At 59.2% G+C, this 26,668-nt stretch carries 29 protein-coding genes and 1 CRISPR repeat array (1 of these 30 cut by a window edge); of the genes, 18 read left to right on the top strand and 11 right to left on the bottom strand.

What is annotated here, in order from left to right; translation table 11 throughout:
* Positions 1 to 154: a CRISPR direct-repeat array (repeat unit 36 nt; unit sequence ATTGTAGCTGTTCAAAATTCGCGGTCCAGCCGCAAC); it begins 212 nt to the left of the window's first position.
* A gap of 84 nt (positions 155 to 238) precedes the next feature.
* From DI396_RS06620 to DI396_RS16875, 4 genes are all read right to left on the bottom strand, one after another.
* Positions 239 to 1,414, bottom strand: a complete 1,176-nt coding sequence (locus DI396_RS06620; RefSeq protein ID WP_110795426.1) for a tyrosine-type recombinase/integrase — start codon at positions 1,412 to 1,414, stop codon at positions 239 to 241.
* A 669-nt stretch (positions 1,415 to 2,083) separates the two neighbouring features.
* Complete coding sequence (locus tag DI396_RS16865) at positions 2,084 to 2,263, bottom strand: CBS domain-containing protein (RefSeq protein WP_328588334.1); 180 nt, start codon at positions 2,261 to 2,263, stop codon at positions 2,084 to 2,086.
* A gap of 22 nt (positions 2,264 to 2,285) precedes the next feature.
* Complete coding sequence (locus DI396_RS16870) at positions 2,286 to 3,005, bottom strand: HPP family protein (RefSeq protein WP_328588335.1); 720 nt, start codon at positions 3,003 to 3,005, stop codon at positions 2,286 to 2,288.
* Positions 2,965 to 3,246 carry an HPP family protein gene (locus DI396_RS16875; protein ID WP_328588336.1) on the bottom strand — a complete coding sequence of 94 codons (282 nt, stop codon included), beginning with the start codon at positions 3,244 to 3,246 and terminating at the stop codon, positions 2,965 to 2,967. Before DI396_RS16875 ends, DI396_RS16870 begins: the two co-directional genes overlap by 41 nt.
* A 352-nt stretch (positions 3,247 to 3,598) precedes the next feature.
* On the opposite strand from DI396_RS16875, the gene DI396_RS06630 reads away from it, so the two are divergent.
* From DI396_RS06630 to DI396_RS06680, 11 genes are all read left to right on the top strand, one after another.
* A complete protein-coding gene (locus tag DI396_RS06630) occupies positions 3,599 to 4,129 on the top strand; it encodes an SRPBCC family protein (RefSeq protein WP_110795427.1) in 531 nt (176 codons plus the stop codon).
* 196 nt (positions 4,130 to 4,325) lie between these two features.
* Positions 4,326 to 5,258 carry an ABC transporter ATP-binding protein gene (locus DI396_RS06635; RefSeq protein ID WP_110795759.1) on the top strand — a complete coding sequence of 311 codons (933 nt, stop codon included), beginning with the start codon at positions 4,326 to 4,328 and terminating at the stop codon, positions 5,256 to 5,258.
* Positions 5,255 to 6,016 (top strand): ABC transporter permease, encoded by a 762-nt coding sequence (locus DI396_RS06640; protein ID WP_110795428.1) that lies wholly within the window; start codon positions 5,255 to 5,257, stop codon positions 6,014 to 6,016. Before DI396_RS06635 ends, DI396_RS06640 begins: the two co-directional genes overlap by 4 nt.
* 92 nt (positions 6,017 to 6,108) lie before the next feature.
* A complete protein-coding gene (locus DI396_RS06645; protein WP_110795760.1) occupies positions 6,109 to 6,906 on the top strand; it encodes a S49 family peptidase in 798 nt (265 codons plus the stop codon).
* A gap of 1 nt (position 6,907) precedes the next feature.
* On the top strand, positions 6,908 to 7,075 hold the full coding sequence (locus DI396_RS06650) for a hypothetical protein (protein ID WP_204362808.1): 168 nt from the start codon (positions 6,908 to 6,910) through the stop codon (positions 7,073 to 7,075).
* A 2-nt stretch (positions 7,076 to 7,077) separates the two neighbouring features.
* A complete protein-coding gene (locus DI396_RS06655; RefSeq protein WP_110795430.1) occupies positions 7,078 to 8,040 on the top strand; it encodes a calcium/sodium antiporter in 963 nt (320 codons plus the stop codon).
* Between the two features lie 20 nt (positions 8,041 to 8,060).
* The gene (locus DI396_RS06660) at positions 8,061 to 8,855 is read left to right on the top strand and encodes an SDR family oxidoreductase (RefSeq protein WP_110795431.1); all 795 of its coding nucleotides are present in this window, start codon (positions 8,061 to 8,063) and stop codon (positions 8,853 to 8,855) included.
* 301 nt (positions 8,856 to 9,156) lie between these two features.
* Positions 9,157 to 11,031: an excinuclease ABC subunit UvrC gene (gene uvrC / locus DI396_RS06665; RefSeq protein WP_110795432.1), complete on the top strand. Its 1,875-nt coding sequence runs from the start codon at positions 9,157 to 9,159 to the stop codon at positions 11,029 to 11,031.
* A 298-nt stretch (positions 11,032 to 11,329) separates the two neighbouring features.
* Positions 11,330 to 11,989: a CDP-diacylglycerol--glycerol-3-phosphate 3-phosphatidyltransferase gene (pgsA, locus tag DI396_RS06670; RefSeq protein WP_110795433.1), complete on the top strand. Its 660-nt coding sequence runs from the start codon at positions 11,330 to 11,332 to the stop codon at positions 11,987 to 11,989.
* Positions 11,990 to 11,993: 4 nt separating this feature from the next.
* Positions 11,994 to 12,239 carry a molybdopterin converting factor subunit 1 gene (gene moaD / locus DI396_RS06675; protein ID WP_110795434.1) on the top strand — a complete coding sequence of 82 codons (246 nt, stop codon included), beginning with the start codon at positions 11,994 to 11,996 and terminating at the stop codon, positions 12,237 to 12,239.
* Between the two features lie 3 nt (positions 12,240 to 12,242).
* Positions 12,243 to 12,695, top strand: a complete 453-nt coding sequence (locus tag DI396_RS06680; protein WP_235851773.1) for a molybdenum cofactor biosynthesis protein MoaE — start codon at positions 12,243 to 12,245, stop codon at positions 12,693 to 12,695.
* A 158-nt stretch (positions 12,696 to 12,853) separates the two neighbouring features.
* Here the strand turns inward: DI396_RS06680 and DI396_RS06685 are convergent, their stop codons facing one another.
* The 3 genes from DI396_RS06685 to ubiA form a co-directional block, all read right to left on the bottom strand.
* Positions 12,854 to 13,180 (bottom strand): hypothetical protein, encoded by a 327-nt coding sequence (locus DI396_RS06685; RefSeq protein ID WP_110795435.1) that lies wholly within the window; start codon positions 13,178 to 13,180, stop codon positions 12,854 to 12,856.
* A 96-nt stretch (positions 13,181 to 13,276) separates the two neighbouring features.
* A complete protein-coding gene (locus DI396_RS06690) occupies positions 13,277 to 15,259 on the bottom strand; it encodes an OmpA family protein (RefSeq protein ID WP_110795436.1) in 1,983 nt (660 codons plus the stop codon).
* 60 nt (positions 15,260 to 15,319) lie between these two features.
* A complete protein-coding gene (gene ubiA / locus DI396_RS06695; protein ID WP_235851774.1) occupies positions 15,320 to 16,333 on the bottom strand; it encodes a 4-hydroxybenzoate octaprenyltransferase in 1,014 nt (337 codons plus the stop codon).
* 30 nt (positions 16,334 to 16,363) lie between these two features.
* On the opposite strand from ubiA, the gene DI396_RS06700 reads away from it, so the two are divergent.
* From DI396_RS06700 to DI396_RS06710, 3 genes are all read left to right on the top strand, one after another.
* A complete protein-coding gene (locus DI396_RS06700; protein ID WP_110795763.1) occupies positions 16,364 to 17,095 on the top strand; it encodes a 16S rRNA (uracil(1498)-N(3))-methyltransferase in 732 nt (243 codons plus the stop codon).
* Positions 17,092 to 17,667, top strand: a complete 576-nt coding sequence (locus DI396_RS06705) for a hypothetical protein (protein ID WP_110795437.1) — start codon at positions 17,092 to 17,094, stop codon at positions 17,665 to 17,667. Before DI396_RS06700 ends, DI396_RS06705 begins: the two co-directional genes overlap by 4 nt.
* A gap of 171 nt (positions 17,668 to 17,838) precedes the next feature.
* Positions 17,839 to 19,209 (top strand): glutamate--cysteine ligase, encoded by a 1,371-nt coding sequence (locus tag DI396_RS06710; protein ID WP_110795438.1) that lies wholly within the window; start codon positions 17,839 to 17,841, stop codon positions 19,207 to 19,209.
* Between the two features lie 153 nt (positions 19,210 to 19,362).
* Here the strand turns inward: DI396_RS06710 and plsY are convergent, their stop codons facing one another.
* The 4 genes from plsY to DI396_RS06730 all read right to left on the bottom strand — a co-directional run bounded on the left by plsY (position 19,363) and on the right by DI396_RS06730 (position 22,853).
* Positions 19,363 to 19,971: a glycerol-3-phosphate 1-O-acyltransferase PlsY gene (plsY, locus tag DI396_RS06715; protein WP_407936299.1), complete on the bottom strand. Its 609-nt coding sequence runs from the start codon at positions 19,969 to 19,971 to the stop codon at positions 19,363 to 19,365.
* On the bottom strand, positions 19,971 to 21,260 hold the full coding sequence (gene pyrC / locus DI396_RS06720) for a dihydroorotase (protein ID WP_110795439.1): 1,290 nt from the start codon (positions 21,258 to 21,260) through the stop codon (positions 19,971 to 19,973). Before pyrC ends, plsY begins: the two co-directional genes overlap by 1 nt.
* A 61-nt stretch (positions 21,261 to 21,321) precedes the next feature.
* Complete coding sequence (locus DI396_RS06725) at positions 21,322 to 21,885, bottom strand: hypothetical protein (RefSeq protein WP_110795440.1); 564 nt, start codon at positions 21,883 to 21,885, stop codon at positions 21,322 to 21,324.
* The gene (locus DI396_RS06730) at positions 21,885 to 22,853 is read right to left on the bottom strand and encodes an aspartate carbamoyltransferase catalytic subunit (protein ID WP_110795441.1); all 969 of its coding nucleotides are present in this window, start codon (positions 22,851 to 22,853) and stop codon (positions 21,885 to 21,887) included. The genes DI396_RS06725 and DI396_RS06730 overlap by 1 nt, the downstream gene beginning before the upstream one ends.
* A gap of 136 nt (positions 22,854 to 22,989) precedes the next feature.
* Here DI396_RS06730 and DI396_RS06735 point away from each other — a divergent pair, with 136 nt between their 5' ends.
* The 4 genes from DI396_RS06735 (at position 22,990) to DI396_RS06750 (ending at position 26,665) form a co-directional block, all read left to right on the top strand.
* On the top strand, positions 22,990 to 23,805 hold the full coding sequence (locus tag DI396_RS06735; protein ID WP_110795765.1) for a uracil-DNA glycosylase: 816 nt from the start codon (positions 22,990 to 22,992) through the stop codon (positions 23,803 to 23,805).
* A 17-nt stretch (positions 23,806 to 23,822) separates the two neighbouring features.
* Positions 23,823 to 24,392, top strand: a complete 570-nt coding sequence (locus DI396_RS06740; protein WP_162617173.1) for a hypothetical protein — start codon at positions 23,823 to 23,825, stop codon at positions 24,390 to 24,392.
* A 74-nt stretch (positions 24,393 to 24,466) separates the two neighbouring features.
* The gene (gene moaB / locus DI396_RS06745; RefSeq protein ID WP_110795443.1) at positions 24,467 to 25,009 is read left to right on the top strand and encodes a molybdenum cofactor biosynthesis protein B; all 543 of its coding nucleotides are present in this window, start codon (positions 24,467 to 24,469) and stop codon (positions 25,007 to 25,009) included.
* A 183-nt stretch (positions 25,010 to 25,192) separates the two neighbouring features.
* Positions 25,193 to 26,665, top strand: a complete 1,473-nt coding sequence (locus DI396_RS06750) for an efflux RND transporter periplasmic adaptor subunit (protein ID WP_110795444.1) — start codon at positions 25,193 to 25,195, stop codon at positions 26,663 to 26,665.
* Positions 26,666 to 26,668 lie beyond the last annotated feature (3 nt).

Raw genomic sequence — 26,668 nt, forward strand, 5'->3', positions numbered from 1 at the left:
AAATTCGCGGTCCAGCCGCAACGCCGATATATGACGGCCGCTTGTGACGCTGATTGTAGCTGTTCAAAATTCGCGGTCCAGCCGCAACAGCAATTGCCGCGTTGACGGCAGAGGCCTTATTGTAGCTGTTCAAAATTCGCGGTCCAGCCGCAACGATGGGGGGCTAGGGGCTAAGTATTCCCACTATCTTGTTGGCATCTGCATTTGGATCAAGCGGTTCGCGTTTGAAAACGCAAATTCAGGAAAGCGCAATCACATTTTCGCCCAAGGTTTCGGGGGTCGTAACCTGTGCCCATGTTGCCATAAGATCACGGCGCTTTTCGAAAAGATCAGACCGCGCATAGGCCGCTTCGGCCTTGTCTTTGATCCCGTGCGCCAGCGCCGCCTCGATCACTTCGCGCGGGAAGCTGGTGGTCTCGCCCGCCCAATCGCGGAACGTGGACCGGAACCCGTGAACAGTGATGTCGTTGTAGTCCATCCGGCGCAAAAGCGCGGTCATGCTCATATCGGATATGGGTTTGCCCGCTTTTGTTTCGCTGCCAAAGATCAGGTCAGTGTCTCGGCCGCGCGGTCCAAGTTGGGCAATGGCGGCGGGTGCCAGGGGGACACGGTGTTCCTTGGCCGCTTTCATGCGCTGGGCGGGAATGGTCCACACGCCGTTTGCAAGATCAACCTCTGCCCACGTCATGCCACGGGTTTCCCCAGATCGTGCCGCCGTGAGAATGGTAAAGGTCAACGCACGCGCTGAAACGCCACTGCGGCTTGAAAGGGCGTTCATAAAGTCAGCGATATCGGCATGAGGCAGGGCAGGGTGATGTTTGACGGCCCTTACCTTTGTCGGCTTAGGTAAGAGGTTGTCCAAGTGCCCACGCCACCGCGCGGGGTTGTCACCTTCTCGAATGCCCAGCGCCGATGCATAGTCCAGAACCGCTTCGATCCGTTGGCGAACACGGTTTGCGGTTTCGGGTTTCTGGGACCATATCGGTTTGAGCGCCCCGATCACGTCGGCGGTGGCAATCTTGGTAACTTGCATGGTGCCAAGGCTGGGGAAGACATACGCCTCTAGCGTGGACGTCCATTGCGCGGCGTGTTTCGCGTTCTTCCAGCCGGATCGTTTGTTTTCGATCAGTTCTAGGGCGGCGTCCTTGAATGTCTTGGGTTGAGATTGCCGACGTTTGGCTATCGGATCATCCCCGGCTAAGATCAAACGCCTTGCCTCTGTCGCTTTATCCCGCGCCATTGCCAAGGTCACATCTGGATAAGCGCCCAATCCCAGGTCGTGGCGGCGTCCTTGGACCTGATACCTCAGAACCCAAGAACGCGCCCCCGTCGGTTTTACATACAGAAAAAGCCCGCGCCCGTCGCCATGACGTCCAGTCCCTGCCGTTTCAACTTTTCGAGCGCTTAACTTCATGTCGTTCCCACATTTGTTCCCACACTTGATCTAGGTTTAGGGCGAACGGATTTGAACGTCAATGGCGGGGAGTGAATTTAAGGTATTGAAAGTAAACGGTTAAGATGGGTGGTGGCGAATGTGGGTGAACCCCTGAAAACAGGGGGTATACGGTTCCCCAGTCCGCCACTTCTGCCTTAAAGGCGTTGTTCCCCTTATAAAACTCACTCATTTTGACGAACCTTTCGTGTGTGTTAGCACTTTGAGCCCGTTTGGTTCTTAAAAAGCTTGGCAAAACCTCGATCTGCCATGAGGCCATGCCTCGCTTTTCCTGCATGAAAATGAACTATTTGCGGTGACGCATGGCCCGGCATCGTCATGATCTCACGCTCAGATGCCCTTGCCTCTGCCAACTGAGTTGCCAGACCTTTCTCAATCCGTGCGAGGTGCCGTGCGGCGGCGCCGCTTCATTGCACCGCTAACCTAGCGCATTGCATTGCCCGATCCGTTCGGAGAGCGGCCGCGATCTCCAGCGGTTTCAGGAAACGTCATTTTGACGATGGTAGCAGCTCAAGGACTTCTTGGAGGTTGCGGGTGTCTTAGGGCGGGAACTGGAAACCGAAGTTGTTCATGGAACAAACATAGCCGATAGACTGTCGGATGTATCTTTCAGGGGTGCGAGTGGGGCGGCTAGGTGTCGTGATGTAAGATGCGCTGCGCGAGGGCTGCAATGATGTCGGTTTGAGTGACGATGCCCGTCACGTTACCATTCTCTAGAACAGGCAGGGCTTCTGTGCCGCCGCCGACCATCATCGGAAGCAAAGCCCCGATGGGGGTCGTGATCGTGGCACGTGGACCGGCGACACTCATAATGTTCTCGGCACATACGGTTTTATCCCGATTGCGATCCAGTAACCGGATCAATGCGGATCGAAAGCCACGGTTGAGGCGCAACGAATCTTCGCGCGCACGGCTGACGCGCACGGCTGATCAGGTCGATTTGAAAGATAATGCCCATGAATTTCGCGTCGCGGCCGGCCACCGGCAAGGAGGTGAAGCGATGGCGTCTGAATAAATCTGCGATCGTGGCCAAAGAGGTGTCTGGCGTCACAGTCACCGGGTTGCGGGACATGATGTCAGCGGCGGTCAATGTGCCGGTATGATGGGTGGCCGCCTGAAGTTCGGCGGCACCGATCAACCGGGCAAGGTCTTCGACCCCGACGTTGAATGATTGCCTGTGGCGCTCCAGCAGATTGGTCAACTCTTCTTCGGAGAGGCCGAGCCGCTCCATCGGATCGGGGCCTTTGCCGCTTTGATGATCGGCATCCTCGAATTGGCGAAAGGGATAACGGCACCCGGTCAGCCGTGCATAGCCTGTCGCAAATATCACCAAAATCACCGTGCCCAACGCGATCGGAGACAGCGCGAACCAAAAGCCAAGATCCTGCACAGCGGCGGGGCTCATCGCGGCGGTCATGGCCACCGCACCGGCTGGTGGATGGATCGCGCGGCACAAGATCGTGACAGAGATCGCGCCGCCGACAGCCACAGCGATACGAAGCGCCGGATCGTCAATCCACAGGCAGGCCGACACCCCGGACCAGGGCCGCAAGCGTGTTGCCCACCACGGCCGACCACGGCTGCGCAAGCGGGCTGTTGGGCACGGCGAACAAAAGCACCGACGTCGCGCCAAAGGGCGCAACGAGATACATTCCGAGCCTGTGATCCATCGATGGAGAAAGTAAAAACAACCCCGTCAGTGCCAAGGCAAGGCACGCGCCAATTCCGGCGCGGGCGGCTTCGATGGACGAGGTTCGGGCGACGGCCGGACCAAGTGAACGCAAGATGTGCAAGATGCGGCTCCCCGATGTGTTCTGCGTAAATTTTCAGCAAAATGTGAAAAGTTCAAGCGGTGTGTCGGGTTTGCCGAACCGCATTTGATTTGAAAATGGTAGTGAGGTTAATTACCTGAAAATGATGACTTAAATTGGTTTGCTGGCAAGGGCGCAGAGCATGCGTCAAAACCCAACTTTCCCCGAGGGTTGCGAAAACGGTGCCGTCGCCGCGCCGCGACCGGAGAATAGGGCATTGCGCCCGGATGTCGCCCGGGCGGGATTTGCGGTGCTCTTCGACCTTTCGGTAGCTATCGCTGCAGGGGCGACTGCAATATGTTTTGGGGAAATATGGGAAGTGAGGACCGATTCCATGCAAATGAATGACCAAAGAGATATCCGTGCCGATCGCGCGACGGTTTGGGCGGCGTTGCTCGACCCCGAAGTTCTGGCGCAATGTGTGCCGGGCACGCAAAGCCTGACCGGATCCCCCGAAGACGGGTTCGAGGCAACCGTTGTGCAAAAGGTCGGTCCCGTGAAGGCAACGTTCAAAGGCGTTGTCAGCCTGTCAGATATGGTGCCATTGGAAAGCCTGACGCTGTCCGGCGAAGGCAAAGGCGGCGCGGCGGGTTTTGCCAAGGGCGGTGCCAATGTCCGTTTGGAGGAAATTCCCGAAGGCACGCGGTTGATCTATGATGTCGAGGCCAAAGTTGGCGGCAAGTTGGCGCAATTGGGCAGCCGTTTGATTGACGGGTTTGCCAAGAAAATGGCCGATCAGTTCTTCAGCGATTTTCAATCTGCCATCGAGGGGGACAGCGCCGTCGATGACAAGGCCGAGGATGATGCCACAGACGACGCAGAAAAAGGCACCAAAAAAGGATGGGTCAAACGCTTGATCAGCTGATGGCCGTATTGCGCAACCGTATCTGAGAGGGCCGCCTTTTGGGGCGGCCTTTTTGTCTTTGCCTGTGCTTTGGGGCTTTTGCGGCGGGCGGCTGGTCCTGTGCGTTGGCGCAGGGCGGGGTGCGCAGTTGATTTTCTGGTGCTCCGGCGCTCTGCGCTGTAGCTTGCGTCTCTGGGAAAAGACAAAAGGCGCGCAGATGACAGCAATTGTATCAGTGAAAGACCTTCGCAAGGTCTATGATGGCGGCTTCGAGGCGCTCAAAGGCGTGACGTTGGAGATTGAAGAGGGCGAGATTCTGGCCCTGCTTGGTCCCAATGGTGCGGGGAAAACCACTTTGATCTCCGCACTATGCGGAATCACTGTGCCGACGGGCGGTTCGGCGACGGTGGGGGGCTATGATATCATAGAAAGCTACCGCGATACGCGGCGGCTCATTGGGTTGGTGCCGCAAGATTTATCTCTGGAACCGTTTGAAAAGGTGATCACTTCGGTGCGGTTGAGCCGCGGGCTGTTTGGTTTGCGGCGCGATGAGGCCTTGATCGAGGATATCCTGCGTAGACTGTCCTTGTGGGACAAGCGGAACGATCAAATCAAAACTCTGTCCGGCGGGATGAAGCGGCGGGTGCTTATCGCCAAGGCGCTGAGCCACGAACCACGGGTTTTGTTTCTTGATGAGCCGACCGCAGGCGTCGATGTCGAATTGCGCCGCGATATGTGGGAGATCGTTGCGGATCTTAAAACTCAAGGCGTGACGATCATTTTGACCACGCATTACATTGAAGAGGCCGAAGCCATTGCCGACCGCATCGGCGTCATCACAGATGGCCAGATTTTGTTGGTGCAAGATACGGCAACCTTGATGCGGCAAATGGGGCGCAAGGAATTGCGCATTGATCTGAAAACGCCGGTGGAGGCGGTACCGCCTGTGCTGGGCGGTTATGATCTGCAACTGACGGCTGACGGCGCGGCGTTGAGCTACAGCTATGACACCAATGCCGATGGCACGGGGATCACCGCGCTGTTGGGGGATCTGGCCAAGGCCGGTTTGGCATTGGCCGATATCCACACCAAACAATCCAGCCTCGAAGAAATTTTCGTCGGCCTCGTTCACAAGGAGGATGCGTCATGAATGTGAACGCCGTCCGCGCAATCTATTTGTATGAAATGTCTCGGTTTTTTCGCACCATTTTACAGAGCTTCATTTCGCCGGTGATCTCGACCTCGTTGTATTTCGTGGTCTTCGGTGCCGCGATTGGCAGTCGCATCGATCAGGTCGAAGGGGTGTCCTACGGGGCCTTTATCGTGCCGGGGTTGATCATGCTTTCGGTGATGACCCAAGCCATATCCAACGCCTCGTTCGGGATCTATTTTCCAAAATTCATCGGCACGATCTATGAGTTGCTCTCCGCGCCGGTGAATTTCCTCGAGATCGTTTTGGGATACGTCGGGGCGGCGGCGACCAAGGCCTTGTTCATTGGGATGGTGATACTTGGCACCGCGAGCCTGTTCGTCGATCTGGAAATTCAGCACCCGATTGCGATGATGGCCTTTATGGTGCTCACTTGCGTCTCCTTTGCACTATTTGGCTTCATCATCGGGATATGGGCGCAGAACTTTGAGCAACTGCAATTGATCCCGCTTTTGGTGATCACGCCGCTGGTTTTCCTCGGGGGCTCGTTCTATTCGATCAAAATGTTGCCGCCGATTTGGCAGACCATCACGCTGTTCAATCCTGTGGTGTATTTGATCTCTGGGTTTCGATGGGCGTTTTTCGGCGTGCAGGACGTCGATGTCGGGCTGAGCCTATTGGCGATCCTCGGCTTCACGTCGATCTGTCTTGGACTGATCTGGTGGATTTTCAAAACCGGCTACCGTATCCGTAGCTAAATGATGCGAATGCGCGATGGGCGGCGGGTTTCTTTGGTCCGCCGCTTGCGCGTGACTTGTTTGTGGCGCAGATGCGCTCTACATCCGATGACATGAAGCGATTTATCCCATTTGTAAAAACACCGCCGACCGTGTCGGTCATGCGCCTGTCCGGGTCCATCGGCACAGGCAACCGCAGCGCTTTGTCGGATGAGGCATTGGCCCCGATGATCGAACGTGCGTTCCGGCGCGGCAAACCCAGCGCTGTGGCCCTGTTGATCAATTCGCCCGGCGGATCGCCGGTGCAATCATCGTTGATCGGCGCACGTATCCGGCGGCTTGCCGAGGAAAAAAAGGTGCCGGTTCTGGCCTTTGTCGAAGATGTCGCGGCGTCGGGCGGGTATTGGCTCGCTGCTGCCGCAGATGAGATTTACGCCGATGACAGCTCGATCCTCGGGTCCATTGGCGTTATCTCCGCCGGTTTTGGCGCGCATGTTTTCTTGGCCCGGCAAGGGGTCGAGCGGCGGGTTTATACGGCAGGGACCAGCAAATCCATGCTAGACCCGTTCCGCCCCGAGAATCCCGAGGATGTCGAACGTCTCAAAGAAATGCTTACGCAGATACACGGCAATTTTATTGCCCAAGTCAAAACGCGCCGTGGCGGGAAACTTCAAGATGGCGTTGATCTGTTTAATGGCGATATTTGGGTTGGAGCCAAAGCGGTCGAGGTCGGATTGGCCGATGGGATCGCCCATATGATGCCGCATCTCAAAGAGCGGTTCGGCAAAGATGTGCGTATTCGCCGGTATGGACCGCGCCGCTCTGTGTTGCAGCGCTTCGGGGCGCGGATCGTTGGGGATGCGCTCGGTGCCGTGGAAGAACGCGCCGATTTTGCGCGCTTCGGTCTGTGACGTGATTTTCAAGATTGTCACTCTGTTTTTGGTGGGCATGGGTGTGTTAGCCATGTTCGGCAAGGCGCGCTTTCCCGGCCAGAAACGGTTGGCGGCGGCACGCTGTTCGAAATGCGGGCGCTACCGGATCGGCAAGGGGCCGTGCGGTTGCGGCAAGAATAAGGGCTGAACGTGATGGAATGGCTTTTGGCCGGTTTAGGTTTGGTGATCTTGCTGCTGGCAGGGGACGCGTTGGTCAAAGGCGCGGTGAACCTTGCATTGCGGGTGGGTATTCCGGCCTTGATTGTCTCTTTGACGATTGTGGCCTTTGGCACGTCGGCGCCGGAGTTGTTGATTGCGATCAGCGCGGTCAGTGAGGGAAAGCCGGGGCTGGCTCTTGGCAATGTGGTCGGATCGAACACCGCCAATATTTTGCTGGTTTTGGGCATTCCCGCATTGCTCGCGGTCATGCATACATCGCAATGCAACACACGAAAATCCTATATTTTCATGATTGTGGCGACGCTTTTGTTCATTGGACTGGCCTTTACGGGGACCTTCACGGCGGTGTCGGGCTTGATCCTTCTGGGGGCTTTGGCTCTGGTTTTAGCCGATGCGTTTCGTGATGCGGGTGCCCACCGCAAGGCGGGGGCGGCGGCGGCTTTGCTGGCCGATCCCGAAGAGGAGGTCGAAGGCGCGGATCCGGATATGCCATGGTGGAAGATCGGCGTTTTTCTCGGGCTCGGGCTGATCGGTTTGCCGTTGGGTGCGGATATCCTGGTTGAAAATGCCTCGATCATCGCGCGCGATTTTGGTGTCTCGGATACGGTGATCGGCCTGACGCTGGTGGCATTGGGGACCTCGTTGCCGGAGCTGGCGACCACGGTGATGGCAGCGCTGCGCAGGCAAGCGGATGTCGCGCTTGGCAACGTCATCGGCTCGAATATGTTCAATCTTCTGGCCATCATCGGCATTGCCAGTTTGGTTGGCCCGATCCCGGTTGATCCGGAATTCTTGCGGTTTGATCTTTGGGTGATGTTGGGTGCGTCCTTGTTGCTCGTGCCCTTTGTGTTCTTGGCGCGCGATATCACCCGCATCTGGGGGATTTTTCTGACGGCGCTTTATTTAGGTTATGTTGTGATTATTCTGATTTAGGCACCAAAACGGAGGCCCATATGATGCAAGAGATCCAACCACGCGCTTTGATTACCGGAGCGGGAAAACGGCTTGGCCGGGCGATGGCGATATATGTGGCGCATCGCGGATTTGATGTGGCCGTGCATTACGCCCGCTCAAAGGCCGAGGCCGAAGATGTGGTGCGCGAAATTCGCGATCTGGGGCGTCATGCTATTGCAATCAAGGCCGATGTTCTTAACGAGGGCGAGGTGCAGCATTTGTTGCCTGCGGCGGCTGCCGCGTTGGGCGGGCCGATCACGTGCCTTGTGAACAATGCGTCGATTTTTGAATATGACAACATCGAAAGCACCACGCGAACCACATGGGACCGGCATTTCGAGAGCAATCTGCGCGCGCCCTTTGTCTTGACGCAGGCGATGGCCGATGCGATCCCCGCGCCGGGTATGGATGCCCATGGCGAACCGGTGGCCCAAGGGTTGGTGATCAACATGGTGGATCAGCGGGTGCGCAAGCTGACGCCGGAATTTATGTCCTATACCTTGGCGAAGGCGGGGCTTTGGACATTGACACAGACGGCGGCGCAGGCGCTGGCGCCGCGTGTGCGGGTGAATGCGATCGGGCCGGGCCCGACCTTGCGGGGCGCGCGGCAAACCAAGGCACATTTCGATGACCAGCGGGCCGCAACGGTGCTACACCGGGGGGCAAATCCGGCGGATATTACGGCGGCTTTGGGCTATTTCCTTGATGCGCCTGCCGTCACGGGGCAGCTGCTGTGCGTCGATGGCGGGCAGCATTTGGGCTGGCAGACGCCTGATGTTTTGGGCGTGGAATAGCCTGCGTCACAGCCCCCCGCGTCAAGTTGTGCACCTAGGCCGGCCGCGTAACGTTAGTGTTACAAAAACTTCAATGTTTTCAGTATTTTGGCAAGAGTATAAAAATATATTTATATATTTCAAATGCTTATCTATCCGCCTGTTTTTTGTGCAATTCCGCAAGGCCGCCTAAAATGAAGGGAAAATTCCACGTCACGCAGGACTACGCACAGAGTTATCCACAGAAAAGGTGGACAGGTTTTCTGTTGCTCTTCTGGTGAGGAGATTGCAGGGGGCGGATAAGAATCATATCTAGGGCCTTATGAGCGAAGCATCTGAACATACGCCTGCGCAGCCTTTGACCGGCCATGCGTTGATTGCGGACTACCTGAAGCGGCTGGACAGTTCGCCGGGGGTTTACCGCATGCTCGATGCGCAGGCGCGGGTGCTTTATGTTGGCAAGGCGCGTAACCTGCGGGCGCGGGTGTCAAGTTACGCGCGGCGGACCGGTCATTCGGCGCGCATTGCGCGGATGATTTCCGAAACCGCGTCGATGATGTTCCTGACCACCAAAACGGAAACCGAGGCGCTTTTGCTTGAGCAGAACCTGATCAAGCAGTTGAAACCGCATTACAATGTGCTGTTGCGCGACGACAAAAGTTTCCCCAATATTATGCTATCGGCGCATGAATATCCGCGGATCAGCAAGCATCGCGGCGCCAAAAAGGGCAAAGGCACGTTTTTCGGACCCTTCGCCAGCGCCGGTGCCGTCAACCGGACCTTGACGCAATTGCAGCGGGTGTTCTTGTTGCGCAATTGTTCTGATAGCGATTTTGCCGGACGGACGCGGCCGTGCTTGCAATATCAAATCAAACGTTGCTCCGGTCCGTGCACCGGGATGATTGCGAACGCCGATTACGCGCAAAGCGTAGCGGATGCGAAAGATTTTTTGTCGGGGCGTTCGACACAGATTCAAAACCGGTTGGCCAAGGATATGCAGGCCGCATCAGAGGCGATGGAATTTGAACGCGCGGCGGCGTTGCGTGATCGGATCAAAGCCTTGACTGCGGTGCAAACGGTGCAGGGAATTAACCCGCGCACCGTCGAAGAGGGTGATATCATCGCGCTGCATATGGAAGGGGGACAGGCCTGCGTGCAAGTGTTCTTCATCCGCGCCCACCAAAATTGGGGCAATCGTGATTTTTACCCGAGAATCGGCATAGATATGGAGGCACCAGAGGTGCTTGAAGCCTTCATCGGCCAATTTTACGACAGCAAAGAACCGCCAAAGCAATTGATCCTGTCGCATCCGATTGAAAATTTGGATCTGATGCAAGCGGCGTTGAGCGAGAGGTTGGGGCGCAGGGTCGAGATATTGGTGCCGCAGCGGGGGGAGAAAGCCGAATTGGTCGATGGGGCGTTACGCAACGCCCGCGAAAGCCTTGCTCGGCGCATGGCCGAAGGTGCAACTCAGATCAAATTATTGAAGGGGCTGGCGGAGGCCTTTGATTTGGAGGGCCCGCCGCAGCGCATCGAGGTCTATGACAACAGCCATATTCAGGGTGCCCATGCGGTGGGCGCGATGATTGTTGCCGGTCCCGAGGGTATGATGAAAAACCAATACCGCAAGTTTGACATTCGCGGCGATGATCTGACACCGGGTGATGATTTCGGCATGATGAAAGAGGTGTTGTCCCGCCGGTTCAAGCGGTTGAAAAAGGAAGACCCCGACCGCACCAATGGCATGTGGCCGGATCTTTTGTTGATTGACGGCGGCGCGGGGCAGGTCTCTGCCGTGGCGCAGATCATGCGCCAGCACGGGGTCGACAATATTGCGATGGTGGGCGTGGCCAAGGGCGTCGACCGGGATCATGGCAAGGAAGAGTTTCACCGCATCGGCGCACGACCCTTCGCGTTGCAACGCAATGATCCGGTGCTTTATTTTGTGCAGCGGCTGCGCGACGAGGCGCACCGGTTTGCCATTGGCACCCATCGCGCCAAACGCAGCAAAGCCATCGGCGCGACGCCCTTGGACGAGGTGCCGGGCGTTGGCGCGGCGCGCAAACGGGCGCTTTTGGCGCATTTCGGATCGGCCAAGGCGGTGAGCCGCGCAGGGCTGGCGGATCTCAAGGCTGTGGACGGCGTGTCAAACGCGTTGGCCGAAACGATTTATGCGTTCTTCCACGAAAAAGGCTGACTGTCATAGGGCGAAACCGCGTCGTTTTAATATGCGGTCCTTATCGCACTCGGGCGCATTCTCTCGCATGCCTACTGACGCGCGATGTGCGCGTGGGGCAGTTTGCATTGCCATGGCGATGCCGGCCAATGCGATCATATCGGGCTTGCCGTTGGCGATAAATGCCTTTGTCCTCCTGCGGCGCGGGGGGCAGCCCGGCGGCCATGGTTGCGAGTTCCTCGCCTCTGCGGAGATTTCTGTTTCCGGCGCTGGCGTGCGCCATCTTCCCTCTGCCTGCAAGACGGGTTAGGAATGGGACATGACATGGAACCTGCCCAATATTCTCACCGTCATCCGGTTGCTGGCCGCACCGGGTGTTGCCGTGATGTTTCTTTATTTCACGAGACCTTATGCCGATTGGTTTGCGCTTTTACTCTTTACGGGGGCGGCGGTTACCGATTGGTTTGACGGATATCTGGCGCGTGCATGGGGTCAAGAAACCAAACTGGGCGCGATGCTCGATCCGATTGCCGACAAGGCGATGGTAGTCATCGCCTTGATGGTGATCATTGGCTATTCGTCTCTGTCGCCTTGGCTTGTATTGCCTGCTACGGTGATCTTGTTTCGCGAGGTGTTTGTCTCGGGGCTGCGCGAATATCTGGGCGACACGGCGGGCACGCTGAAGGTCACGAAATTGGCGAAATGGAAGACCACGACGCAAATGGTTGCGATTGCGGTGATCTTTGCACAAGGCGTGTTCGAGCATTATTTCGGTATGTCGATTTTCGGCATGGATAGCGCCATGGTGCGCGACATTCTGGATGGCCATGAAGAGGATATTCTCGGCTTGAAGTGGAAAATGACGGGGATGGTTTGGGCCGGTCACGCGGGGCTTTGGCTCTTGTGGATTGCGGCGTTTCTCACCTTTGTGACGGGGGTCGACTACCTGCGCAAATCGCTGCCGTATCTAAAGGATTGACGCGATGGACGTTCTCTATTTTGCATGGGTGCGCGAACGGATCGGCCTCCCCAAAGAGCGGGTTGAAACCTCGGCGGAGACGGTGCGGGATCTGGTGGCGGAGCTTGTGGCGCGTGAGGAGCGCTATGAGGCTGCCTTCGCCGATTTGAGCGCCCTGCGTGTGGCGGTCGATCAAGAGCTGTCAGATTTCGACGCGCCGCTCGGTGATGCGCGCGAAGTGGCGTTTTTCCCCCCGATGACGGGCGGTTGAGCGATGACGGACACGGCCATGGTGCAGGTGCAAGAGGCCGCCTTCGATTTGGGGGCCGAGCTTGACAGCTTTGGCACCGGCCTTGCCGATATGGGCGCCATTGTCAGCTTCACCGGTGTCGTGCGCGATGTGGACGGCGGGCTCGAAGCAATGGAAATCGAACATTATCCCGGTATGACGGCCAAAGCTCTCGAAGCCATTGCCGCCGATGCGATGGGGCGCTGGTCCCTCGGCGGGGTTAAGATCATTCACCGATTTGGGCGGCTCGTCCCCGGCGATCAAATCATGATGGTCGCCACGGCGGCCCGCCACCGCAAGGATGCCTTTGAGGCCGCCGAGTTTTTGATGGATTACCTGAAATCGCGCGCGCCATTTTGGAAAAAAGAACATCTCAAGGACGGGGCGCAATGGGTTGCGGCGCGGGGTGAGGATGAAGACGCTTTGCGTCGGTGGTAGGGTATCATCACAGCGGTTTTTGGGACGTTGAGCCACCTCGCTTGCGCGCGGTTTCGGGCCAGCGGCATATGTTTGCGCCCGCATATGTTAGCACCCCGAATGCGGGTCTTGCGCATGGCAGCCCCGGATTTTGATGGTTCGGGGCGCTTGCGGCTGGACTATCCGAGGTTGTTTTTCTCGATCCATGCGCGCAGTTCTTCGGCCTCTTGGCGCGCATCACGTAGACCGTCCATCGCAGCCGAAAGCTCGGCTTCGGTTTGGGCCAATTGATTGCTCAATTCCGCTTCGCGCTGCTGCAAGTAAAGTATCGCCTGATCGCGGGTTTCTTCGGCTTCATGCAGATCCTGCGCCATTTTCTCCAATTCGCCCATGTCGGATTTCGACACGCGGGTGAACCGATGGATCACCCAATAGGCAAACCAGCCCATGCAAAAGGCGACAAAGAGAATGATCGCGGTGGCGATGATGAATTCGGTTCTGTTCATGTCTGGCCCTTGATCTTGCGTAATCTTGTCCTGTGCGCGCTGCCGTTGGCGGGCGAAATATGCGCGAAGGTTGGTTGTCTCTCCCGCGTCACGGGATTAATTGCTGTCGCTTTGTTCTTCGGGCGGCGCCGTGTCGGCGGGCCCGTCTTCGTCGCCGGATCCGGTGTCGCCACCCTCGTCATCGGGCAGGACCGTGGGGGATTCGGCATCGCTGTCTGCTGCTGCCTCCGCCGCCTCAAGCGTGGTTTGTACGGGTTTGACGGGCTCCGGCCGGATCAGACGGAATTCGATCCGGCGGTTTGCTTCGCGGCCATCTTCGGTATCGTTATCTGCAACCGGTGAGGTTTCGCCATAGCCTTTGGCCGTGAAACCGGACGTCAGCAGCCGGCGGCTGCGCAATTCGTTCAAGACCGCTTGCGCCCGATCTTGGGACAGTTGCAAGTTCATGCTTTCGCGACCCTGACTATCTGTGTGGCCGCCAATCTCCATTTTGATCTCGTCGCCGCACCGTTTCAGGACTTCGGCGATGTCTTGCATGATGGCGCTGCCCGAGGCATCCAGAGTTGCGGATCCGGGTTCAAAGTTGAGCTTACGGGTGGCGAGAATGTCTTTGATTTCGGCTTCACATTCATCCGGTGTCGGCAGACCCAGAACCGGATCGAGTTGCTTTTGATATGTCACATTGATCGAAAAATCGCCGCCTTCGCCGATCTTATCGGCCAAGAGCCGCGAGATTTCGTCGCTGGCCGTCGGGTTGCCGGTGTTGCCCGAAACCGTGATGTTTTGCGGCGTGACGGTGACCGCGCCATTGGAGAGTTTCGACAGGGCTTCGATGCCCGCCAGCACGCGCAAGGCCCAGCCGCGTGGCAAGGTGTCGTCGATGCGGGCAGCCGAATAAACCGCGGCAGAACCGAACCGTGCCTTGGCAAAGCTGTCTGCGATGGTGCGGGTTTGCTCATCGGTGACACGGCCGCGCAGTTGCACCAACCCTTCGGGGCTGCGGGTGGCAACGAATTCGGGTGGGCCTTGGTCACCGGCATTGGGCGCCGGTGGCAGGGTTGCGCTCAATGCGAAGACCTCGGGGAGGGCGGCTTCGGTTTCGCCGACGATGCGGTCGAAAGCGGCCTGTGCCGTGCCCTGCGCGGCAATCAACGAGATATCTGCATCTGCCATGGTCAAGCTGCCGCCGCCCAGCTCGGTCAAAGCTTTGATGCCGGTTTCGGCGGCGCGGGCCCAACGGGGCGAGGGCACACCAAGCCCGATGGTGCATTCCGGCGTGGATTTCAATCCGGCGTTTTTGGCGGCGCGCAGGATTCGCTCTTTTGCCTCGGGCGTATCGGCCGAGCAGGCATCAAACCGCGCGCCGGATTCGTCGATCAGGAAACGCAAGGTAAAGGGCGTGATCACAGGACGCGGCGCCGAGATCGCCAATTCCAGCTTTAGATCTCCGGGCAGGCGGCGGCGCAGGTCGGTTTCCAGCTTGCGCTTTTCGGCGGGGCTGTCGGACATGGCGGTGATTGCGACGCGGTTTGCATCGACGGAAATCTTTGCCCGCGGCAGGGTTTTGAGCGCCCGTTCGGCATAGTCGAGCGCATCGCTCCAACCGTCCGGCATCGGATAATCGGCGGTTTCGAGAAGATCTGTCACTGTGCCGCTGCTGCCGGCGAGCGTGGTGATGGTCTTGACCAAAGCCTCGCGGTCGGTGCTGGCCGGGACCAACCCGATCAGCGACACACCGCTGTCATTGCGCAAGATCTCGATGGAGAAATGCGGCGCGGCCAACTTACGGGTGGCGGTCACTTCGATGTTGTTGATCACCCGTGCTGCATCAACCACGGCGGACGCGCTGGTCTGCGCGCTGAGCCGGAGCACTTCGGAAGGCGATGTGCCGGTGAGAAAAACCTGCAACCCGTCCGCATGCACTTCGGCCCACGCCATATTCGCGTCGTCCAAGGCATCGCGCACGCCAATCTCGGAACTGTCTTCGATCAAGGTCACTGCGAAGCTGGCCGCGACGAGGCAGGCGCCGGCGGCGACACCGAAGGCAGAGGCGAAAACAATGATGGAGGACAGGCGCATCAGATTAGAGTTCCCCAGTGGTTTGCCACGCTACTTACGCCCCGAAGGGGCGGGTTTCAATCATACGAAGAGCGCAACGGCGAAAAACAGCAAGGGGATCAAGCCGGTATCGCGGTTCGACCGAAACAGCATGAGCAAGGTCGCGTTGTCTTCGGCGTCGAATTTACGCATCTGCCAAACCATATGCCACCCCATGGCCCAAGGTCCGCCAAGCGCGAGAATCAAGGCCAGCGGGCTGAGGTTGTCGAGACCGGACAGCAAAATGGCCAACCCCATTAAGCCAACGGTCGCCACCAAAAACCGCGCGAGCCATTTCGGCGTGGTGCTGCCAAAGAGGCGTGCGGTGCTTTTGACGCCGATCAAAGCGTCATCCTCGGTGTCTTGATGGGCATAGATCGTGTCATAAAACAGCGTCCACGCCATGCCCGCAAAATAGAGCACCACGGCGGGCCATTGTAAGGATCCGCTATGGGCGGTCCAAGCCAGCAAAGCGCCCCAGTTGAAGGCAAAGCCAAGAAACACTTGCGGCCACCATGTGAAGCGTTTGGCAAAGGGGTAGATCGCCACCGGCACCAGCGCCAGAATGCCAAGCACAATCGCCGCGCCGTTGAATGTCAGCAAAATCGCCAAAGCGATCAAGGCCTGCGCGCCCATATAGGCTGCGGCGGCCTTGGGGCTGACCTGTCCCGAGGGGATCGGGCGCGACCGGGTGCGTTCGACTTTTGCGTCGATATTGCGGTCGGTGATGTCGTTCCATGTGCACCCCGCACCGCGCATCAACCATGCGCCAAGCGCACAGCCAAGCGCGATCCACGCGTCTTCCCACCGGGCTTGCCCGTCATGCAGCATGGCGAGCATCAATCCCCACCAACAGGGCAAAAGCAAAAGCCATGTGCCAATCGGGCGGTCGGCGCGGCTTAATCGCAAATAGGGACGGGCGGCCGCAGGGGCATAGCGGTCGACCCAATTGCCGCGCACGGCATCGGCGACTTGGCCATTTGACCCGTGAGCGGGGACGTCACCTGCGGTCTGTCCTGCGGGATCTGGCGTGGAAGTGTCGTTCGTCTCTGGCATATGGCGGGCCCCGCTCTTACATTGCGCCGTATGAAGGACGCGAAAATCAGGCTCTATGTAGAACATGCCCTCGGCGCGGGGCAATCGGTTCCTTTGACGCGGGAGGCGGCGCATTACCTTTTCGGGGTGATGCGGCGCAGCGTCGGGGACGGGGTGCTGTTGTTTGACGGGCAAAATGGCGAATGGTTGGCCGAGGTGACCGAAGCGGGCAAACGCGGCGGGATGTTGCAGGTTGCCAGCCAAACCAAGCCGCAGCAGATGCCCCCCGATCTGTGGTTGGTTTTTGCGCCAATCAAAAAGGCCCGCACCGATTTCATCGTCGAGAAAGCCGCCGAAATGGGCGCGGCCAAAATCATGCCGGTACAAACGGATCACACCAATTCCGAACGCATCCGCGTTGATCGCCTGCAAGCCCACGCGGTTGAGGCCGCCGAACAATGCGGCGGCACTTATGTGCCCGAGGTGGCGGAATTGACCAAGCTGGGCGCGCTTTTGGATCATTGGCCCGAGGGGCGGCAATTGATGTTTTGCGACGAAGCGATGGCCGGACAGGCAAACGCGCTTGCGGCGCAAACCCATGCCGCTGCGCCATGGGCAATCCTTATCGGCCCCGAAGGCGGGTTTTCAGAGGCCGAGCGCAAGCGCCTGCACGCGTTGCCATTCGCCCATCCGGTCAGCCTCGGCCCCCGCATCCTGCGCGCCGATACGGCAGCGGTGGCGGCAATGGCTTTGTGGCAAAAGGCATTGGGGGATTGGGGATGAGTTTTATTCGCCCCGAAGCCCAAGTTATCGTCGCGCGGTGGCGCGATGTGATCATTGGCGGGGTGATGATGGCATGTGCCTTGGTCATCGGGGCCGGTGCGGCGGGGCTTGTGTGGATCATGGCGGCGCTGTTGTTTTTGCTTGGGGCCGGGCTTGCGGTGACCGGATGGCAAAGGGCGCGGATTGCGTCGCGTGGCGGCGCGGGCGTGGCGCCGGGGTTGGTTGAGTTGGACGAGCGGCAGTTGAGTTACCTCGCCGGCGAGGGCGGCGCGATTGTGGTGCTGTCCGAGGTCAACCGGATCGAGATCGAGATTGCACCGCCCCCGGAAGGCGCTGTGGCGGGCGATATGATTTGGGTGTTCAGGCGCATGGGGCATCCGCCCGCGCGCATTCCGGCCGATGCGTTGGGTGCGGATCGTTTGATCGATGCGCTGGCAGGATTTTCGGGGGCATCATACGAAAATGTGATCCGCGCCTCGCGCAGCCCCGCACCGGAACAGGGCAAGGCGCATTTCCTGATCTGGCAGCGTCCGTTGCCGACCGCGCCTCTTGTCCGCCCGACCTTGCATTGACAGTGGTGAATTTTCGCGGCACCTCTTGAAGGATCAAAGGCTGCGATGCGCGCGACGGTTTGACCAAGCGTGTCGTGGCTGTTTGTCGTGCCCTAGACGTCATTATTTGTCCGCCGCGATTGTTTTCGCATCCGAGACCATCCAACACGCCCCAAGACGGAGACCTGCCCCATGTCCATTCCCCAATCCGGTGGCGGTATTATCGAAGACCGATCGCAGCTTACAGAATATCTTTCCTCTGGGTGCAAACCCAAAGACGATTGGCGCATCGGCACCGAACACGAGAAATTCGGTTACTGCAAAGATAATCTTTTGCCGATCCCCTATGAGGGCACGCGGTCGGTTCTGGCGGTGCTTGAGGGGCTGCGCGACGGGCATGGTTGGGCGCCGGTCGAAGAGGGCGGCAAGCTGATCGGGCTTGAGAAAAACGGTGCCAATGTCAGCCTTGAACCGGGTGGGCAGTTGGAGCTGTCGGGGGCACCTTTGTGCACGATCCACGAGACATGCGACGAGGTGAACGCGCATTTGAAGGATGTTAAAGACATCGCCGACAAGGTCGGTGTCGGGTTTATCGGGCTTGGCGCGGCGCCGGTTTGGACGCATGAGCAAATGCCGCTGATGCCCAAGGGGCGCTATAAATTGATGGACAGCTATATGGGCACCGTCGGCACCATGGGCACCTCGATGATGCGCCGCACCTGCACGGTGCAGGTCAATCTTGATTTCGGCTCCGAGGCCGACATGGTGCAAAAGCTGCGCGTGGCTTTGGCATTGCAACCGGTGGCGACGGCGCTGTTTGCCAATTCGCCGTTTTTCGAGGGCAAACCGAACGGCCATAAATCATGGCGCTCGCGGATTTGGCGCGATCTGGACGACAGCCGCACCGGCACCTTGCCCTTTGTTTTTGATGACGGCTTCGGGTTCGAGCAATACGTTGATTATGCGCTCGATGTGCCGATGTATTTCGTTTACCGCAACGGGCAGTATAACAACGCGCTGGGCCAATCGTTCCGCGATTTCCTGCGCGGCGAATTGCCTGCGATGCCGGGGGAGAAACCGACCCTGAGCGATTGGGCCGATCATCTGACCACCTGTTTCCCCGAAGCGCGGATCAAGAAATACATGGAGATGCGCGGCGCCGATGGCGGTCCGTGGCGGCGGCTTTGTGCGCTGCCTGCGCTTTGGACCGGTTTGATGTATGATCAAAACAGCCTCGATGCGGCATGGGATTTGGCCAAGGGCTGGGATCTGGAAACCCGCGAAGCATTGCGGGTGGCGGCGTCCGTTGACGGATTGCAAGCCGACACACACGGCGTGAAGATGATGGATCTGGCGCGCGAGGTTGTGGCCTTGTCCGACGCGGGTCTAAAAGCACGCGCCAAAGAGGGCGCAGGCGGTTTGATCCCCGACGAGACGCATTTCCTCAACACACTTAAGGAAAGTCTGGACAGCGGCAAGACGCCCGCAGACGAGTTGCTTGATCAATACAATGGCGATTGGGATGGTGATTTAAGCCGGATTTACGCCGAATACTCTTATTGATCCTATCGCACCACAGGTATGAAAAGGCCCCGATCATCGTCGGGGCCTTTTTCGTTTTTGGGGTAGCTACGCGCCGGTCAGTTCCTCACTCTCAGTGGGCTGGATAACTGATAAACGGCCATTCCGGTCGGGCGGCTTTTGCGCGTGGCTGGCTTATTTCTTGCCGATCTTTGGCTCTTCGCCGCTGCGCAGCCGCGCGATATTGGCGCTGTGCCGCCACAGGATCAAGGCGGCCAGAGCCATCACCAAGGCGACGCCCTGCGGCGCGCCCAATAGCCCCATCCAGATCGGTGCGAGAACGGCCGCAACCAAGGCCGACAGCGACGAGATTCGCGTGACAACGGCAGTCGCCAACCATGTGGCGCAGGCGGCCAATCCGGCGGGCCAGAACAGCGCGAGCAACAGGCCAAGGAAGGTCGCAACGCCTTTGCCGCCTTTGAAGCCAAGCCAGACAGGAAAACAATGACCGATAAAGGCCATGAGGCCCGCGATTTGCGCGGCATCCTCACCGGCCAAGGCCCGCGCCAGCAAAACCGCCACCGCGCCTTTGCCTCCATCAAGGATCAACGTCGCGGCGGCGGCCTTTTTTGATCCGGTGCGCAAAACATTGGTCGCGCCGATGTTGCCCGATCCGATGTCGCGCAGATTGCCAAGGCCCATCACACGCGCCAGCACCATGCCAAACGGGATCGCGCCGAGCAGATATCCAAACGCGGCCCATAGGCCAAGCGCGGCGATACTGGTGGTCAGCTGAGGCAGCATCACAATGCTCCGAAGACGGGCATGCCGCCGACCAATGTGGCCCGGACGCGGCCTTGCATTTTTGCACCGTCAAAGGGCGTGTTCTTGGATTTTGAATGCAGCGCGAAGCGGTCCAATATGAAGGGTGCGTCAGGGTCAAAGACGATCAAATCCGCCGGAGCGCCCTTGGCGAGACGCCCTGAGGCGAGGCCCAATCGTTTCGCCGGATTGAGCGCCATGGCGCGGAAAAGCTGTGGCAAGCTGAGCGATCCATCGTGATAAAGCCGCAAAGCGGCGGGCAGGAAGGTTTCCAAAGCCACCGCGCCCGATGCGGCCTCTTCAAACGGCAATCGTTTGCTTTCTTCATCCTGCGGTGTGTGCATCGATGAGATGATGTCGATCAGGCCGCTGCCGACGGCCTCGACCGTGGCAAGCCGGTCTTCTTCTTCGCGCAGCGGCGGTTTGACCTTAAAGAACGTGCGGTAATCCGCGACGTCCAATTCATTCAAGGTCAGGTGATGGATCGAGGTGCCTGCGGTGATGTCGAGGCCGTTGTTTTTAGCGCGCTCCAAGGCGGGCAAGGCGCGGCGCGTGGTGATTTGATCGGCGTGGTAGCGCGCGCGCGTCATCTCAAGCAGGGCAATGTCGCGGTCCAATCCCATGCGTTCGGCCATCGGCGAAACGGCGGGCAAACCGCGCAAAGAGGCGAATTTCCCCGAGGTTACGGCGGCACCTTTCGACAGGATCGGTTCTTGCGGGTGGGCAATGACCAACGCGCCGAGGCTGCGGGCATAGGTCAGGGCGCGGCTGAAGATTTTGGTGTTCGTGGTCACACGGTCACCGTCCGAAAAGGCCACTGCGCCGGCATCCATCAAAAACCCGATTTCAGTCATCTCCTGTCCGGCGCGGCCCTTGGTCAGGGCGGCCATGGAAAAGACCCGCACCGGGGCGGCCTCATTGGCGCGGCGGGTGGCGAACTCCAACACTTCGGGGCTGTCGATCACGGGGGTGGTGTCGGCGCGGGTGACCATCGTGGTGACCCCGCCCGCCGCTGCCGCCATACCTGCGGAGCGAAAGCTTTCCTTATGGCGCTCGCCGGGTTCGCCGACTTTGACGCCGATGTCGATGATGCCGGGGGCAAGACACTTGCCGTCCAGATCAAAGGCTTGGTCGGCCTTGGGCGGCGCGCCCGTCCCCGTCTCCGCGATGGTACCCTCTGCGGTGATCAACAGCCATCCGGTGTGATCGGTTTGTGCCTCGGGATCAATCAGGCGCGCGTTGATCAAAAGCGTGGTTTGGGCGGGCGTCATGTGCAATCCTTTTGCGTGTGGCGTCGAGGGCCAAAAAACCGGAGGCGGTCGCGGGCGGTGGTCACAGCAGGCTCCAGACCACGCCAGCGAGAACCAGCCCGCCGAGCGTTATAAGCCCGAGCCACCGACGCAAGGGGCGCAAGTCGGGCAGGGGCGCGGCCGTGCCGTTTTGTTCTTGCCCCGGCGCGAGGATCCCTTCGCTCGATGATGAGTAGATTTTCTCGAAACTGAGTTGCGGGCGCTCTTCGTGAAGCAGCGCCACAAGGCGCAGCCCGTCAATCGGCGCGAGCCGCGCAGGGCCGGTGACGGCACCCGCGCGCAACAGCAGAACATAGCCCGCAATATTTCCCAAGGGTTCGCGGTGGGCGTTGACGTCGTCACGGTCAATCCCCAAGCCTTCGCTCAAATATTGCCAAAGCCCCAGATCGCCAAGGCTGGCAACATCAAACATTTCGGTGCGATTGGTATCGGTGATGGGCACGCCAAGTGCGCTTTCGCGTTCGGCGGGCGATCCGGCCAGATTCGCGGCCATGGCATCGGGCAGGTTGACGTCGAACACCCGCAAGGTGCCGTGTTCTCCGGCTCGGATATCGAGCGGGTCTATATTTGAAACGGCCGCTGCCATCAGACCAATGTTCCCATTGCCGCGCGGGAATTGAAGCGCCGTGCGCGCAGGTTGCGGGCCAAGGCATCCATCGCGGCCATGCGCACGGCAACACCCATTTCGACCTGTTCTTGAATCACCGACCGATTGATATCATCGGCGATGGTGCCGTCGATTTCGACGCCGCGGTTCATCGGGCCGGGGTGCATGACGATGGCATCCTCTTTGGCATAGGCCAATTTTTCCGCGTCCAATCCATAGCGGTGGTAATATTCGCGCTCTGACGGGATGAAACCGCCGTCCATGCGTTCTTTTTGCAGGCGCAGCATCATCACCACATCGACGCCCTCCAGCCCCTCTTTCATGTCCTCATAGACCTCGACACCAAATTCGGAAATTTGCGACGGCATCAATGTTGGCGGACCGATCAGACGAATGCGGTTCTCCATCTTGCCCAAAAGCATGATGTTGGACCGTGCGACGCGGCTATGGGCGATATCGCCGCAAATCGCGATATTGAGACGGTGAAGGCGGCCTTTGGCGCGCCGGATCGTCAGCGCATCCAGCAAAGCCTGTGTCGGGTGTTCATGACGCCCATCACCGGCATTGAGCACCGCGCAATTGACCTTTTGCGCCAACAGATCCACCGCACCGGAATGCGGGTGGCGCACGACGAGCAAATCGGGATGCATCGCGTTCAGGGTCAGCGCCGTGTCGATCAACGTCTCGCCTTTTTTGATCGATGAAGCCTGCATCGACATATTCATCACATCGGCGCCAAGACGTTTGCCGGCCAATTCAAATGAGGCCTGCGTGCGGGTGGAGTTTTCGAAGAACATGTTGATCTGGGTCAGGCCGGTGAGAGCTTGGGAATGTTTTTCCTCGGAGCGGTTCAGATCAACATATGCTTCGGACAAATCCAGCAGGGCAGTAATATCGGCAGGGCTCAGGGGTTCGATCCCGAGAAGATGCGATTGCGTAAAGCTCATGTGCCGCCCCCTTGTGGTTCGAGCATGCTTATATGAAGGCTGCGCGCGGGGGGCAAGCTGACAGGTGAACGCCGGATGTGTCGCGCGCGTGCAAAGCCGTTTCCCAATGCCGCGTCGGCTGGGTAAAGTGGCGGTTATGGAATCGGCTCTCGAATATGATATCGCCCTCGCGGCGCTGGCTTGGCAGGTGGAACTTGGCTGTGCCGAACTGATTGGCGATGCGCCGGTGGATCGGTTTGCCTTGGAGCACGCCGCGCGCGAGGCGGCGAAGATGCAGGCGGCGGCACCTGCCCAAGCATCTGTTTCCAAATCGAAAAACATACCGGTTCCGAGTGCGGAACCCCGCATTGATGCCGCTGCAGAGGCGCGGCGCGCGGCGCAGGGCTGTGCCGATCTGGGGGCGCTCAAATCCGCGATGGCGGCATTTGAGCATTGTGATTTGCATCGCGGAGCGCGGAATCTTTGCTTTGCTGCGGGCAATCCTGCGGCGCGGGTGATGGTTATCGGCGAGGCGCCGGGCCGCGAAGAAGACCGGAGCGGCGCGGTCTATGTTGGACCTGCGGGGCGGTTGCTGGATAAAATGCTGGGCGCGATTGATCTGTCGCGCGATGCGCAGGAGCCGGCGCAGGCGGCCTATCTGACCTATGCCTTGCCGTGGCGGTTGCCACAGGCTCGCGATGCCTATGCGACCGAAATCGCTGCGATGGCGCCCTTTGTGCAGCGCCATATCGAGATCGTTGCGCCGCAGTTGGTGTTGCTCTTGGGCGAAGTGGCGGTGCATTCGGTGTTGGGCCCAAAGACAGCGGGCGGTATCGGCCAGGGATGGGCGCAGGCGTTTGGCCGGCCGGCCTTGGCGATCACCGCGCCGGACTACTTGCTGTCCCATCCGGCGGGCAAACGCGACGCGTGGCGGGATCTTTTGATGTTCAAATCCAGGTTGGCGGCGCTGTGAGGCGGGCGATCTGTTTTTTGGCCGCATGTATATTTGCCACGGTGGTCAGCGCCCAAGGGCGCAGCGATCTTGCCGGTCGGGGCGTTTTTCATATTGATTTTGCAGGGCTTTTTGAAGCGCACGCCGCCGAGGTTGTGCAGCCCGCGCCGGATCTGCGGATATTGGAGATGGACGGACCGGTGATTGTCGAAGAACGGAGGCGGCCCGACGGGGGGCTGCGCTATGGCGCGGTTGATCAAAGCAGCGGCGGCGCTGTGGGCTGTTTGCTCAGGGTTTTGGCGGAGGCCAACGCTGTGGTGAAATCCTGTCCCGATAGGGTGACAAAGGACGCCGCAATGCGGCTCAACACTTCACTGCGGCGCGCGGCGCAGTTTTACGCCGATAACACCTATCCCAAACGCGAGATTTCGGAGATTGAGGGTGCGCTGTCTACTTTCATCACGGCGCGCGCGTCTTCCGCAGCCTGCGCGGCGTTGGAAGACGGGCAGCTGCAGTTTCTTGAATCGTTGTCGAGCCTGTCGTCGCAGCGCAGTATCGGCAAATCGCTTGCGCAGCCGCGGCTTCCGGTGATGTCTCCGTGCTCGTAACGTGACCATCTGCCCTCTGGACGTTTGCTCTTTGCGCTGGCAGCGTGGCCCTGAATACAAAGGAGACGGGTCAGATGGCCAATATCGACGACAGCAAAGAGTTTATCGCGCTGCGTATCGCGGTTTTGACCGTTTCGGACAGCCGTAGCTTAGCCGAGGATCGCTCTGGCGATACTTTGGCGGGACGTATTGAGGGGGCGGGGCATATTTTGGCGGCGCGGGTGATCCTGCCGGACGAGCGCGGCGAGATCGCAAATCAATTGCGGGCATGGATTGATGATCCGGCGATTGATGTGGTGATTTCCACTGGCGGCACCGGATTGACCGGCCGCGATGTCACCGTCGAGGCGCACCGCGATGTTTATGAGAAAGAGATTGATGCCTTTGGCACGATCTTCACCATGGTTTCGATGCAGAAAATCGGCACCTCTGCGGTGCAAAGCCGCGCCACCGGTGGCGTGGCGGGGGGGACCTATCTGTTTGCGCTGCCCGGAAGCCCCGGCGCATGCAAAGACGCGTGGGACGACATTCTTGCCTATCAATTGGATTACCGTCACCGTCCTTGTAATTTTGCCGAGATCATGCCGCGGCTCGAAGAGCACAAGCGGCGCAAATAAATCCGGCGCGGAGGTTTTTGGCGACGGAAAATCATCGCCCCTGCGTAACATCCCATAACGTCATTGTGGTTTGCTCCTATAATGCGCGCGGATAGAGTATCATCTTGAATATGGCTTTGGGGCACTATGGTCCTGCCTGTGCCGGTTGATGCGGTGTTGGCTGGCCCGAGGGAATGAAAAGATATGCGATTTTTGCGCAGAGGAATGACCGGCCTGTTTTTGATGTCCGTGACGCTGGGGCTGTTGGTCTGGGCGGGGGCGGTTGTGGTATCGGCTGTCCAACAACGCATGGGCCGCGAGGCACCGCAAATGACCGCGCGCGAACGGGTGTTTACCGTCAATGTGTTGCGCGCCGAGAGCGTCGATGTCGCCCCCGTAATGGAAGCCTTTGGCGCGGTCACCAGTCGCATCTCTCTTGAGATTCGCGCCGCAGTGGGCGGGCGGGTGATCGCATTGGATGATGCTTTTGTCGAAGGCGGGCGTGTGCGTGCAGGTCAGGTTTTGGCGCAGATTGATCCGGCGGAGGCGGCGTCGGCACTGGAGCGTGCGAAAAACGATTTACTCGATGCCGAAGCCGAGGCGCGCGATGCGGCGCGTGGATTGGAGTTGGCCATCGATGAAGTGGCTGCGGCGCAGCAACAGGCCGATTTGCGCCGCCGCGCCTTTGAGCGCCAAAAGGATTTGCAAGGGCGCGGCGTTGGCACCGCTGCGGCGGTGGAAGAGGCCGAATTGACGGCGTCGGCGGCGCGGCAATCGGTGCTGTCGCGGCGGCAGGCGCTGGCCGTGGCCGAAGCGCGGGTGGACCAGGCACAGACAGCATTGTCGCGGGTCAACTTGGCTTTGGCACAGGCCGAACGGGATTTGCGTGATACCGAGATTACAGCCGCCTTTGACGGCACGCTCAGCAACGTCACCGTGGCGCGCGGGGGGCTTGTGTCGGTCAATGAACGGCTGGCTGATTTGATTGACCCCGACGCGTTGGAAGTTTCGTTTCGCGTCTCTACGGCGCAATATGCGCGGTTGTTGAACAATGCAGGGCGGTTGCCGGATGTGCCGGTCAAAGTGCAATTGGATCTGGGCACGGCGGTGCTTGAGGCTCGGGGTCATATCGCGCGCGAAAGCGCCGAGGTTGGTGATGGTCAAACCGGCCGCGTGATTTATGCGCAGCTAGAAGGTGCAGTCGGATTGAAGCCGGGCGATTTCGTTTCGGTCCATATCACAGAGCCGGTTTTGACGGGGGTCGTGCAGTTGCCGGCCTCTGCGATGGACGCGACGCACGAAGTGTTGGTGGTCAATGAGGATGAGCGACTTGAGGCGGTGCAGGTTCAGTTGCTGCGCCGTCAGGGCGATGCGATTTTGGTCTCGGCCGAGGGGCTGGAGGGGCGCATCGTGGTGGCAAGACGATCTCCCTTGCTGGGCACGGGGATCAAGGTGCGGCCTTTGCAAATGTCCGAAGAGAGGGCCGCCGCAGAACCGGGTCGGCGGGCAGAACCGATGGTCGAACTGGATGAAATGCGCCGCGCGCGGGTTGTCGCCCTGGTCGAGGGCAGCGAGAGGTTCCCCGACGCTATGAAGGCGCGTTTGTTGAGCAGGTTAAGCCAGCCAAAAGTGCCGGCGAGCATGGTGGCCCGGATCGAAGCACGGATCGGGGGGTAGGGC

The sequence above is a fragment of the Litorivita pollutaquae genome, assembly GCF_003205515.1.
GTDB lineage: Bacteria > Pseudomonadota > Alphaproteobacteria > Rhodobacterales > Rhodobacteraceae > Litorivita > Litorivita pollutaquae.